General features: G+C 39.1%; 13 protein-coding genes and 1 pseudogene. 6 read left to right on the forward strand and 8 right to left on the reverse strand.

Annotated elements, in window-relative coordinates:
* The coding region (locus tag ACR2F7_RS13070) for a phosphatidylserine decarboxylase (RefSeq protein WP_432713998.1) at positions 1 to 192 on the forward strand (192 nt) is incomplete at its 5' end.
* Between the two features lie 299 nt (positions 193 to 491).
* Here ACR2F7_RS13070 and rplS read toward each other — a convergent pair.
* Positions 492 to 839 (reverse strand): 50S ribosomal protein L19, encoded by a 348-nt coding sequence (rplS, locus tag ACR2F7_RS13075; RefSeq protein WP_432713999.1) that lies wholly within the window; start codon positions 837 to 839, stop codon positions 492 to 494.
* A gap of 236 nt (positions 840 to 1,075) precedes the next feature.
* On the opposite strand from rplS, the gene ACR2F7_RS13080 reads away from it, so the two are divergent.
* Positions 1,076 to 1,429, forward strand: coding sequence for a hypothetical protein (locus tag ACR2F7_RS13080; protein WP_432714000.1), 354 nt, complete (start codon positions 1,076 to 1,078; stop codon positions 1,427 to 1,429).
* Here ACR2F7_RS13080 and trmD read toward each other — a convergent pair whose 3' ends face one another.
* From trmD to ACR2F7_RS13095, 3 genes are all read right to left on the reverse strand, one after another.
* Complete coding sequence (trmD, locus tag ACR2F7_RS13085; protein WP_432714001.1) at positions 1,430 to 2,107, reverse strand: tRNA (guanosine(37)-N1)-methyltransferase TrmD; 678 nt, start codon at positions 2,105 to 2,107, stop codon at positions 1,430 to 1,432.
* Positions 2,108 to 2,117: 10 nt separating this feature from the next.
* The gene (rimM, locus tag ACR2F7_RS13090; protein ID WP_432714002.1) at positions 2,118 to 2,645 is read right to left on the reverse strand and encodes a ribosome maturation factor RimM; all 528 of its coding nucleotides are present in this window, start codon (positions 2,643 to 2,645) and stop codon (positions 2,118 to 2,120) included.
* 114 nt (positions 2,646 to 2,759) lie between these two features.
* Positions 2,760 to 3,317: a 30S ribosomal protein S16 gene (locus tag ACR2F7_RS13095; RefSeq protein WP_432714003.1), complete on the reverse strand. Its 558-nt coding sequence runs from the start codon at positions 3,315 to 3,317 to the stop codon at positions 2,760 to 2,762.
* Positions 3,318 to 3,480: 163 nt separating this feature from the next.
* Here ACR2F7_RS13095 and ACR2F7_RS13100 point away from each other — a divergent pair, with 163 nt between their 5' ends.
* The gene (locus tag ACR2F7_RS13100) at positions 3,481 to 4,008 is read left to right on the forward strand and encodes a 5' nucleotidase, NT5C type (protein ID WP_432714004.1); all 528 of its coding nucleotides are present in this window, start codon (positions 3,481 to 3,483) and stop codon (positions 4,006 to 4,008) included.
* Here ACR2F7_RS13100 and pfkA read toward each other — a convergent pair.
* The 4 genes from pfkA to ACR2F7_RS13120 form a co-directional block, all read right to left on the reverse strand.
* Positions 3,997 to 4,980, reverse strand: a complete 984-nt coding sequence (gene pfkA / locus ACR2F7_RS13105; protein WP_432714005.1) for a 6-phosphofructokinase — start codon at positions 4,978 to 4,980, stop codon at positions 3,997 to 3,999. The genes ACR2F7_RS13100 and pfkA overlap by 12 nt on opposite strands.
* Complete coding sequence (locus ACR2F7_RS13110) at positions 4,973 to 6,673, reverse strand: protein-disulfide reductase DsbD family protein (protein ID WP_432714006.1); 1,701 nt, start codon at positions 6,671 to 6,673, stop codon at positions 4,973 to 4,975. Before ACR2F7_RS13110 ends, pfkA begins: the two co-directional genes overlap by 8 nt.
* A 105-nt stretch (positions 6,674 to 6,778) precedes the next feature.
* Positions 6,779 to 7,228: a protein-disulfide reductase DsbD domain-containing protein gene (locus ACR2F7_RS13115; RefSeq protein ID WP_432714007.1), complete on the reverse strand. Its 450-nt coding sequence runs from the start codon at positions 7,226 to 7,228 to the stop codon at positions 6,779 to 6,781.
* A gap of 151 nt (positions 7,229 to 7,379) precedes the next feature.
* Entirely contained in the window at positions 7,380 to 8,150 is a 771-nt protein-coding gene (locus tag ACR2F7_RS13120; RefSeq protein WP_432714008.1) for a biotin--[acetyl-CoA-carboxylase] ligase, read from the reverse strand.
* A 42-nt stretch (positions 8,151 to 8,192) separates the two neighbouring features.
* On the opposite strand from ACR2F7_RS13120, the gene rsfS reads away from it, so the two are divergent.
* The 3 genes and pseudogenes from rsfS to ACR2F7_RS13135 all read left to right on the forward strand — a co-directional run bounded on the left by rsfS (position 8,193) and on the right by ACR2F7_RS13135 (position 11,363).
* A complete protein-coding gene (gene rsfS / locus ACR2F7_RS13125) occupies positions 8,193 to 8,567 on the forward strand; it encodes a ribosome silencing factor (protein ID WP_432714009.1) in 375 nt (124 codons plus the stop codon).
* Between the two features lie 23 nt (positions 8,568 to 8,590).
* Positions 8,591 to 10,684 carry an ATP-dependent zinc metalloprotease FtsH gene (gene ftsH, locus ACR2F7_RS13130; protein WP_432714010.1) on the forward strand — a complete coding sequence of 698 codons (2,094 nt, stop codon included), beginning with the start codon at positions 8,591 to 8,593 and terminating at the stop codon, positions 10,682 to 10,684.
* A 32-nt stretch (positions 10,685 to 10,716) separates the two neighbouring features.
* Positions 10,717 to 11,363, forward strand: a pseudogene (locus ACR2F7_RS13135) (LutC/YkgG family protein).
* Positions 11,364 to 11,443 lie beyond the last annotated feature (80 nt).

Consider the following 11,443-nt stretch of genomic DNA (forward strand, 5'->3'; position numbering starts at 1 on the left):
ATTGCCGGCGCTTTAGCCAGACGTATTGTTTGGTATGTAAAAGAAGGTGATGTAGTTGAACAAGGTAAAGAATTTGGCTTTATTAAATTTGGCTCCAGGGTTGATATCTTTTTACCTGTGGGCACCAAGGTTAACGTTGAGCTTAATCAAGTGGTAAAAGGCGGTATTACCGTATTAGGGCAGTTAAGCTAAGCCTATTAAAGTATTAAAACAGGAAAGAGCACTTATGGTGCTCTTTTTTTATGCCCAATACTTATAGGCTCGTCTGTTTAGCCGTTATAACTATAAGTTATATTTCACCACCTATGGAGGCTTTTAATGAGGTACAGGTGAGTTTAACAAGCACAAGGCAATGGGGTTTCGCTTTAGGGCTTAAAATCCTTTAGAAGTGCTCCTTTTACGGCAGCCAGAATAATTATGATCAGGTTTGGTATTAAACGCAAAAAACCTCCCTGGTAAACCAGGAAGGCTATGTATGCTTGAAAGAGAAATTAAACTCTTTTAGATTTGATACGAGCTGCTTTACCAGTCAATGCACGAAGGTAGAATAATTTTGCTCTACGCACTTTACCGTGACTGTTCACTTCGATTTTTGCAATGTTTGGAGAGTTGATCGGGAAAATACGTTCAACACCTACACCATTGGACATTTTACGAACTGTAAAAGTTTCGTTAGCACCTACACTGTTACGTTGTAAGACTACACCTTGGTAAATTTGGATACGTTCCTTATTACCTTCGCGAATTTTATAGTGAATGCTCACTGTATCTCCTGATTTGAATGCAGGAAATTCATTTTTTACGATTACCTGCTCTTCAACAAATTTTACTAAATCCATGATTTTAAGCTATTAAGCCGACTTTCTGTTGATTGAAAATCGGATTGCAATATTAGGGATTTTTTTTAACATATAAAAGCGAATTTTCATTTTTTCCATAATCTTCAAATTTTACACACCTTTTGTGCTAATTATTGTTGACCTATTTTACTTAAATAATTGATAGATCATCTACAATTTTGCTTAAATTTATAAGAGCACTAATGGTTTGGACCATTTACCCTCAATTTAATATTATGTATTTAAAAACGATAGTCGGTGAAATCTTAAAGAAGAACAACAGGTCGCTGAGCTGGCTGTCTGTTGAGATGAATAAAACCTTTGACGGGCTTAAATTAAGCTTAATGAAAGGCTCAATGAAGTATAATGACCTTCTTTTAATGGCGAAGATCTTAGATGTTCCTCCTACTATATTCTTCGAGGAAACCAACCCAAGTCATATGACTGAAAAAGAAGCCCTAAAAACGGCAGAAAACAATCACCAGTCTACGCACGTAGACTTGGAGCTGAAAAATTACAAAGAATTGGTCACGACTTTAAAAGAGCAGTTAAAGGACAAAGACAAGATTATCTTTTTACTGAGTAAATAATTATTCGTTTAACAAATCTGGCCTTCGCTTGCGCGTTCGGTCAACGGCTTGCTCATGCCTCCATTCGTTAATTTTAGATTCATGCCCGCTCAGTAAAATATCGGGAACTTTATGTCCTTTCCAATCAGCAGGACGTGTGTAAACAGGAGCATCTAAGAGTTCGCCCTGAAAGCTGTCTGACAATGCGGAGGTCTCATCATTCAAAACACCAGGAATAAGCCTCACGATGGCATCAACAAGGACCGCTGCAGGAAGTTCTCCCCCAGAGAGTACATAATCGCCTATAGAGATTTCCCTGGTTACATAAATATCTCTAATGCGCTGATCTATCCCTTTATAATGTCCACAAAGGATAATGATGTTGCCTTTGCAGGAAAGTTCATTAGCAATGGTCTGGTTAAGTGTAAGGCCATCCGGACTCATAAAAATCACTTCATCATAATCACGCTCTTCTTTCAAGGCATCGATACATTTTGCAAAAGGTGGAATAGACATCACCATGCCCGAACCACCACCATAGGGATAGTCATCTACACTTTTCTGCTTGTTCTCTGCATAGTCTCTTAAATTGTGGACTATAATTTCAACAATTCCCTTTTTTTGAGCACGTTGAAGAATAGAATGGGCAAAAGGACTGTCCATTAAGGCGGGTAAAACAGAAATAATGTCGAAACGCATGTTGAGCAAATTAATTGTTAAGGTATAAGTCTAAGAGACCCTCCGGGAGGTCGACCAACAAGGTTTGCTTGTCTTCGTCGATTTCAATGATCATATCCTCATTTAAAGGAAATAAGACCTCTTTGCTTTTAAAGGATACGGTGGCCACAAATTGTTGTGGGTATTCATTAACTTCCAGGATCTCTCCTAATTCGCCATGTGTTTCATCAGAAACGGTAAAGCCTACCAAATCATTGTAATGGAAATCTTCATCTTCACGGTCAGGCATCTTATCTAAAGGGATATAGATTTTCTTTTTCACCAGTACCTGCGCCTTGTCAATATGATCAACATCGTCAAAATAGAAATTACCGGTGCTGTTGTTTTGTAATTTATAGGTAGAAACAAAGAAAGGAACCATTTTACCGTTAATTTCTGCAAACACCACATCCAGGTCAAGCAATTCTGGTGCATCGTATTCAAAGTAGAGCTGAAGCTCCCCTTTTAGTCCTTTTGTTTTGGTAATATAACCAATGTAATGTGCTTCTTCTAATTTCATTTTGTATGCGATAGCTGCCCTATAATGCCGGGCAATGACCATTTTAATTAAATAAAAATAGCGAAGGTCATTCCTTAAAATGACTCCTTCGCTATTCTTTGACTTAAAAAAAGACTATGCTTCTTCTTTGTTTTCTTCTGTTGCAGTTTCAGCAGCAGGAGTTTCTTCAGCAGCTTCGTCAGCAACTGGTTCTTCTACTACTTCTTCAGCTACTGGAGCATTTTTCAATGCAATTGCAGCACCACGGTCAGCATTTTTCTTGGCTTCAGCAGCTAATGCAGCTGTTCTAACTTCACCTTTAGTTTTCACTAGGGTGTCTTTTTTGCCTTCAATTTGCTCACCTTTAGCATTTAACCACTCAGCAAATTTAGCATCAGCTTGTTCTGCGGTTAAAGCACCTTTTTTAATACCACCTTCTAAGTGTTTTTTGTATAAAACACCTTTGTAAGAAAGGATAGCACGACAAGTATCCGTAGGTTGTGCACCTTTGTTTACCCAGTCTAATGTTTTTTCGAAGTTAATTTCAATAGTTGCAGGATTGGTGTTTGGGTTGTAAGAACCTAAACGCTCAATAAATTTACCATCTCTTGGTGAACGGGAATCCGCTACCACTACGTGGAAAAAAGGTTTCCCTTTTTTACCGAATCTTTGCAATCTGATTTTAGTTGCCATTTTTTCTTTAGTTTATGTATTCAACATAGTTCCCGGAGCAACATGCTTGCGGGGTTGCAAAAGTAAGTAAAATACCAATGGCAAGCAAGATGCAATAAATTAAAATTCAGTTGCTTAAATATGACCTCAATTAGAGATATTTGAGCAAAACCCAGAGCGCCTTATGAGAATAGCGATAGACATGGACGAAGTAATTGCAGATCCGCTAAAGAAATTTATTAAATTATATCACCGTGATTATGGTGTGCCCCTGGATACTTTAATTGACCCGGGCAATGAAATATACCACCATGTGCCTGAACATGTTAACCGCAAATGGTTTGATTACATCAATGAAAAAGGCTTTTTCAGAGACCTGGAGCTGATTGAGGGCAGTGTGGAAGCCTTAAAAAAACTCCAGGAGCAGCATGATGTATACATCGTTTCTGCAGCCATGGAGTTTAGAAATTCTTTGGAAGATAAGCTGGACTGGCTTGCCGAGCATTTTCCTTTTATATCATGGCAAAATATAGTGTTTTGCGGAAATAAAATAATTGATGCCGATGTGCTCATTGACGATCGGATCAAAAATTTCAATAAGTTTAAAGGCCGTACGCTTTTATTTTCTTCGCCCCACAACTTATTGATCACCGACTATGAGCGGGTAGACACCTGGCAACAAGTGCTTGATAAGCTCTATTTACAAGGATAAAATTTCAATCAGTTTTAACCAGGCCGGGCTTGCCTCTTCAATATTAATGTGTTTAATGGCCTGATCGAAGGGCGTATAAACCACCTCACGATCCAATTGACCAACCATTTCTCCAGAGTGCCCGTTTAATAAGCCTTCTACAGCAATAACACCCAGTCGGCTAGCTAAAACTCTATCCATACAACTCGGGCTGCCTCCTCTTTGGATATGCCCTAATACAGATACCCTGATGTCATAACCTGGAAATTTGTCTTTTAAGGTTTCTCCGATATGAAAGGCTCCGCCAATTTCGTCGCCTTCGGCAACAATGATAATTTTGGAGGCTTTATCTTTACGTCCATGCTCCAGCCTGCTGATCAGGTCGTCCATGCCCGTTTCAACTTCAGGAATTAAAATAGCTTCTGCACCCGCGCCAATTCCACTGCGCAGGGCAATTAAGCCTGAATCGCGGCCCATCACTTCTACGATAAATAAACGGTTGTGTGATTCTGCTGTATCTCTGATTTTGTCTACCGCACTGACAACGGTATTGATAGCGGTATCGTAACCAATGGTAAAATCTGTACCTGCAAGGTCATTATCAATCGTTCCAGGTAAACCAATAACCGGGAAGTCATATTCTTTAATAAAAACATTGGCACCTGTAAAAGTACCATCACCACCAATCACAACCAGTGCGTCAATGTTATTTGCAATAAGGTTGTCGTATGCTTTTTTTCTTCCTTCGGGTGTGCGGAAGCTATCGCAACGTGCAGTTTTTAAAATAGTTCCTCCACGCTGAATAATGTTAGCTACAGATTTACGATCCATATCAATGAAATCGGCCTGTACCAATCCTTCGTAGCCTCTTAATATACCCGTAACTTTTAAATCGTAGTAAATTCCTGCCCTCACTACTGCCCTGATGGCAGCATTCATTCCCGGAGCGTCACCTCCTGAGGTCAATACCCCTATATTTTTAATTTTATTCATTTGTTTTTTCTTTAAAAGCCGCAATGCCACTTTGCAAATAGGCAGCATACGCTGCTGCATCAAATATAGCACCTTTTGGCGCTACTAATGGTTTTAAATCTTGTCCAGCCATTACATAATAAGGCTGAGAATTACTCTGGTATTGTGTGGCCTGGAAATCACCATTCCAACGTCCTAAGTCATCAGTTTTTGTACGTAATACTTCAGAATAATGCACCTTATTTTCGGGCATTTTAACACTGCGTTCATCAACATAAAGTTGAATCAGTACAAATTCTTCCCTGATTAACCTTCCAACTTCTTTGTCAATCCAAATCTTGTCTTCCATTTTACGGCAATTGACACAAGCATGGCCGGTAAAGTCAATCAAGACCGGTTTATTGACTGATTTAGCATAGGCCATTCCTTCTTCTAAGTCAAAGAAAGCACGGAAACCATGCGGTGGGTGCAATACATCATCATATTTAACTTTTGAAGGAAAGTCTGTAGAAACGCTACCACCACTACTTTGTGTGCTTCCACCAAGGATAAAATCCTGAGTATTTAAAGGTGGAGCTATGCCACTTAAAATATTAACGGGTGCACCCCATAGGCCTGGAACCAGGTATAAACCAAATGATAAGGACAAAATAGCAAAAAATAACCGTGGAACTGAGACATAAGGCACATCACTATCATGAGAAAACTTAAGTTTACCCAAGATATAAATACCCATTAAAATAAAGATCACGACCCATAAAACAAGGAAAATCTCCCTGTCAAACCACTCCCAATGCCATACTAAATCTGCAGCGGAAAGGAACTTTAAGGCAAGAGCCAGTTCTAAAAACCCTAAACATACTTTTAGACTGTTAAGCCAGCCGCCCGACTTAGGCATACTGTTTAAAAAGCCGGGGAAAACAGCAGACAAGGTAAAAGGCAAGGCCAAAGCAAGGGCAAAGCCGAACATACCTATAGCTGGGCCTAAAATATCGCCTTTAGAGCTCGCTTGCACCAATAATGTACCTATAATTGGCCCTGTACATGAAAAGGAAACTAAGGCCAGTGATGCTGCCATGAAAAAGATTCCACCCAGACCTTTACTATCATCTGCTTTCTGGTCTATTTTATTAACAAGAGAACTTGGAAGAGTAATTTCAAAAGCCCCAAAAAAAGAAATAGCAAATACAATGAGCAAAATAAAGAAGGCAAAATTAAACCAGCCACTGCTGCTCAACTCATTAAGCTTAGCTGAGCCAAATAAAACTGTAATTAATAAGCCAAAAGCTACATAGATAACAATGATGGAAAGGCCATAAATAATTGCCTGCCCAATTCCTTTTCTTCTGCTGCCTGCTCTTTTAGTAAAATAACTTACCGTTAAAGGCACCATAGGAAAAATACAGGGCATCAGAAAGGCAATAAAACCACCTGCAAGCCCCTCAAGGAAGGTTTGCCATAATGTTTTCTGTATTTCTACAGGCGCTGCAATTTCTGCCACCTGGTGTTGAACTCCGGTTTGAACGCTATCTTTTTTGAGGGTATCCTGCTGTGTATGGTTTACTGCGGTATCGACTTCAGGGCCAATTTCAGTAAATTCAATATCATCAGCAACCACCGTGGTATCTTGACTTTGCTGAAAAGCAAAACCACCAGCTGGATTTAAGAGACTGAAACTTAGCAAAATGCCTAAAATGAGTATGAACTTATGCATAATTTTTATTAAGGCCGTGAAATTAAGGATAATTATCTGGGAACAAAAAAAGCGCAGCTGTTTAGGCTGCGCTTGTTACAATAAAATGTCATTATCAGCATCAAATTACTTTACCTGAACCGTAAAGTTTACTTCCGTTGGTGGCAAACATTTACTTTCATCACAAACCATATATTCAAGCGTACCTTTTATGGTAGCTGTTGGTTTTAAAAGCTTTACCTTCTGTTGGAAAATTACTTGTTTTTCGAAATAGCCAACATTCATATTGAATACTTTCTCAAATTTGCTCATTGCTTTAGGCTCTATGGTCTTCCCTACTTTTACAAAATCCTTTGATGGGGCAAAGGTAAAACTGGTTTTAATCGGCCCACCAGGTTTTAGATCTTGTGAATAAATGTGCCAGCCATCTTCAATGGTTGCTTTTAAGTAAATGATAGCCTCTGTTTTACTAATTTTCTTTTGTCCGTAAGACCACGTTACGGGGTTTTCAATCTGTGCAAATGCGCCTGCGGCAGTAAAAAGGAACAAAGATAAAATTAAGGTTAGTTTTTTCATTTTTTGTATTTTGTGTTTTAACGGTTAGGAAGCGTCAGGAGCAGCATTCCGTTTTTTTTGTGAGCATTAGCCCCTGATCGTTTCATTGGATATTTTATTTGTTTTAAATTGATTCATCCCTGTCCAAATACAGAGCGCATCGTGTAGCCAATTAAATTAAAAATTCTATCTCTTTAAACTGATAAGCTTTCTCCACTCCTCCACTGCTGATCATTAACAAGCCTTGTTCAGAGACACCTGTAATAACACCTTCAATGATCAGGCCATCATGCCTGAATTTACCTTTTTCCTGAAACCAAAACAGGTTTTTTAGATAGGCTTCTTGCAGCGAATGAAAGTGATTAGCCTTCAATTTTAAATATTGACTTTCTATATGACTACAAAGAACTGCTAATAGCTCAATCAAATTAACATTTTTATGTAAAATTCGTGTGATCGAAGTGACGCGAGAGTTTAAGTCACCCGTGAATTCCAGCTGATTAACATTCAAACCTATGCCGATAATTCCGGTTTTATAAGTTTGTCCACTTATTTGATTTTCAATGAGTACGCCACCTAGTTTTTGATGATTATAGTAAACATCATTTGGCCATTTAATTTTTACACCCGGACCTAAAAAATGGGTCAAAGCATCATTTAAGGCATTGCTAACCGCCATGTTTAGTAAAAACTGTTGATGAAGCGGCAAAAAAACTGGTTTTAAATAGATACTGAAAGTGAGATTTTTACCAGGTGCAGACTGCCAGATATTACCTTGCTGGCCTCTTCCGGCGAATTGATCTTCTGCCATAATAACAGTACCCTCGGGTAATGGCTCGGAATTTGACACCAATTGCTTTAAGTAATTATTAGTAGAATCCACACTTGATAATGTGATAAGATTTTGACCAATAAAAAGTGTCGAAAAAATGTTATTTTGCAAGTGTTGAATTATATTTGTTTGTTATCAAAACTAGAAAATTTAATGGTAAAAAAGAAAATAGGAAACCTGTCAACATACTTATCCGAAATAGCTGTATACGGTATACAGGAAAAAAAAGGTAATGATATTGTGCGTTTGGATTTAAGAGACCTAAATAGTGCTGCTTCAGATTATTTTATCATCTGTAATGCAGATTCGGCTACACAAGTAAAAGCCATCGCTGATAGTGTAGAAGATGAAATTTACAAAAAAACCCAATCAAATCCTTGGCGTAAAGAAGGTCAGGAAAATGCCGAATGGATAATTCTTGATTATTTTGACGTAGTAGTTCATATCTTTAAGACGGAAAAAAGAAATTTTTACGGGATTGAAGATTTGTGGGGCGATGCCCTGACTACTTCATATCAAAGCGCTTAATTTTTATATAATATTTTGAATCAATGATTAAAGATAAAGAAAATACAAAACCCAAGTTGATAAAAAGGATCCCTAACATCCCTAAAAAGCCTCAAAAAGGGGGCAAATTCAACATCTTTTGGGTTTATGCTGCAATAATCCTGGGATTGATCTTACTTCAGTTTCTTTTTAATGCAGACACAAGCAAGCCTGTTCCTTACAAAACTTTTGAAACTGAAATGCTTTTAAAGGGTGATGTAGAGAAAATCATTGCTTATAAATACGAAGACTTGGTTAGGGCTGATGTTTTTATTAAAAAAGACAGAATTAAAGATCCTAAATACGATGCTTATCGCACTAAAAGTAATTTTGGTGCCGCTGAAGGTCCTACAGTTTATTTTACCGCAGGTTCAATGGACGGACTGGATGCACAACTTAAAGAATCACAAAAGGATATTCCTGAAGGTTCCCGTATATTAGCGGTTAAAGAAACAAGACAGAGTACTTTCAACTCCTGGTTTTTTACCATTATTGTACCGATCTTATTGTTTGCCGGCTTCTGGATTTTTATCATGCGCCGTATGGGCGGTGGTGCTGGAGGTGGCGGTGGTCAAATCTTTAATATCGGTAAATCAAAAGCAACCTTATTTGATAAAGAAAGTCAGGTAAACGTTACTTTTAACGATGTAGCGGGTCTTGAAGAAGCTAAATTAGAGGTAATGGAAATTGTAGATTTCCTTAAAAACCCTAAGAAATACACCAATTTAGGGGGTAAAATCCCTAAAGGAGCATTATTAGTAGGTTCTCCTGGAACTGGTAAAACATTATTAGCAAAAGCTGTTGCTGGTGAAGCTCAGGTTCCATTCTTTTCGCTTTCAGGTTCTGATTTCGTAGAGATGTTTGTAGGTGTAGGTGCTTCCAGGGTACGTGATTTATTTAAACAAGCTAAAGATAAAGCCCCATGTATCATCTTTATTGATGAGGTGGATGCGATTGGTCGTGCTCGTGGTAAGAACAGCATGATGGGTGGCAACGATGAGCGTGAAAATACCTTAAATCAGTTGCTTGTGGAGATGGATGGTTTTGGTACCGACTCTGGTATCATTATCCTCGCTGCAACCAACAGGCCTGATGTTTTGGACTCGGCATTGCTTCGTCCCGGACGTTTTGACAGGCAGATATCCATTGATAAGCCAGATTTGGTAGGTCGTGAGCAAATTTTTAAAGTTCACTTGAAACCGATCAAGACGGCTGAAGTAGTAGATGCTAAAAAGCTTTCTGCACAAACGCCAGGTTTCGCCGGTGCCGAAATTGCCAACGTATGTAACGAAGCTGCGCTTATTGCAGCAAGACGTAACAAAGAGCACGTTGATATGCAGGACTTCCAGGATGCAATTGATCGTGTGATTGGTGGTTTAGAGAAGAAAAACAAGATCATTTCTCCTGAAGAGAAGAGAATTGTTGCTTATCATGAAGCCGGGCACGCGATTGCGGGCTGGTTCCTGGAGCATGCAGATCCATTGGTTAAGGTATCTATCGTACCCCGTGGTGTTGCAGCACTAGGCTATGCGCAATACTTGCCTAAAGAGCAGTTCCTGTATACCACTGAGCAGTTGCTTGATGGTATGTGTATGACGCTCGGTGGCCGTGTAGCTGAGGATATTGTTTTCGGTAAAATCTCGACAGGTGCACAGAATGACCTGGAAAGAATTACAAAGTTGTCCTACGCAATGGTTACGATCTATGGTATGAACACCAATATTGGTAATGTTTCCTTCCATGATCCGCAGAACGAGTATAACTTCAGTAAGCCATATTCGGACAAAACTGCCGAAATGATCGATCAGGAAGTGCGTGCGATTATAGCAAATGCTTACGAAACGACCAAAAAGCTGTTAACGGATAAACGTGAAGGTCTTGAAAAGCTGGCGCAGAAGCTTCTTGAAAAAGAAATCTTGTTCCAGACTGACCTTGAAGAAATCCTAGGTAAACGTCCTTTTGACAATCGTACCACTTACGATGAATTTGTAAATGGTACTGGTGATCAATCGCCGGCTGCAGAAGGTCTGATTCATGAAGGTGTGGGTGAAACCGCTGATCCAACTGCTATTATTAACCCTGCAAAATCGGAGTCTTAACAGACAACTTCCGAAAGAATAAAGACTGTTATATGCAGGAAAGCATCTCTTCAAAAGAGTTAATGTTAAAGAAGATAAGGAAGGCCCTTTTGGAAAAAAGGGACATTCCTTATCTTAATGTTGAGGATTCTCCGTTGTATAAAGCGACTGAAGAAATCCCTGAAATATTGTTTGCAGAAGAACTTACCGCCGTTGGCGGTAAGTTCATTTTCTGCGAGAATGGGATCGATTTTATCGAGAACATGCTCGACCTTGCGGCCAGATTCAAATGGCGCAAGATCTACTGTTGGGAGCCTGAGCTTCAGGAGCTCCTGAATCATTATGAATTTCCCTTTTACGAGACCGACAAGGATTTTGAAATGGCTGAGGTAGGCATAACCCTATGTGAAGCCCTAATCGCTCGTAATGGCTCTGTAATGGTGTCCAATAAGAATGCTGCTGGTCGCCGCTTAAGCATTTACCCCAACCATCATATTGTAATTGCACGTACCGGTCAGCTGGTGATGGATCTGAAAGACGGTTTTCAGCTCATCAAAGCTAAGTATGGCAATAATATTCCATCATTAGTGAGTACAATCACCGGCCCGAGCCGTACTGCTGACATTGAAAAAAAACCCTCGTTTTGGGCGCTCACGGTCCTAAAGAACTATTCGTATTTCTTATTGACGATTTCGCCTAGTATTTTTCTGCGATTTGTATATTTAGGTAAATAACGTTAGATTTATACTTTAAACCAAAACAGTATACGGTTCAAAATGG

The organism is Pedobacter sp. (assembly GCF_045628745.1).
Taxonomy (GTDB): domain Bacteria; phylum Bacteroidota; class Bacteroidia; order Sphingobacteriales; family Sphingobacteriaceae; genus Pedobacter.

Bases quoted from the DNA above. Each gene is read 5' to 3' on its own strand.
- ACR2F7_RS13095 (WP_432714003.1), bottom strand. From the start codon at position 3,317: ATGGCAACTAAAATCAGATTGCAAAGATTCGGTAAAAAAGGGAAACCT.
- trmD (WP_432714001.1), bottom strand. From the start codon at position 2,107: ATGCGTTTCGACATTATTTCTGTTTTACCCGCCTTAATGGACAGTCCT.
- ftsH (WP_432714010.1), top strand. From the start codon at position 8,591: ATGATTAAAGATAAAGAAAATACAAAACCCAAGTTGATAAAAAGGATC.
- ACR2F7_RS13110 (WP_432714006.1), bottom strand. From the start codon at position 6,673: ATGCATAAGTTCATACTCATTTTAGGCATTTTGCTAAGTTTCAGTCTC.
- rimM (WP_432714002.1), bottom strand. From the start codon at position 2,645: ATGAAATTAGAAGAAGCACATTACATTGGTTATATTACCAAAACAAAA.
- pfkA (WP_432714005.1), bottom strand. From the start codon at position 4,980: ATGAATAAAATTAAAAATATAGGGGTATTGACCTCAGGAGGTGACGCT.
- rsfS (WP_432714009.1), top strand. From the start codon at position 8,193: ATGGTAAAAAAGAAAATAGGAAACCTGTCAACATACTTATCCGAAATA.
- rplS (WP_432713999.1), bottom strand. From the start codon at position 839: ATGGATTTAGTAAAATTTGTTGAAGAGCAGGTAATCGTAAAAAATGAA.
- ACR2F7_RS13115 (WP_432714007.1), bottom strand. From the start codon at position 7,228: ATGAAAAAACTAACCTTAATTTTATCTTTGTTCCTTTTTACTGCCGCA.
- ACR2F7_RS13080 (WP_432714000.1), top strand. From the start codon at position 1,076: ATGTATTTAAAAACGATAGTCGGTGAAATCTTAAAGAAGAACAACAGG.
- ACR2F7_RS13100 (WP_432714004.1), top strand. From the start codon at position 3,481: ATGAGAATAGCGATAGACATGGACGAAGTAATTGCAGATCCGCTAAAG.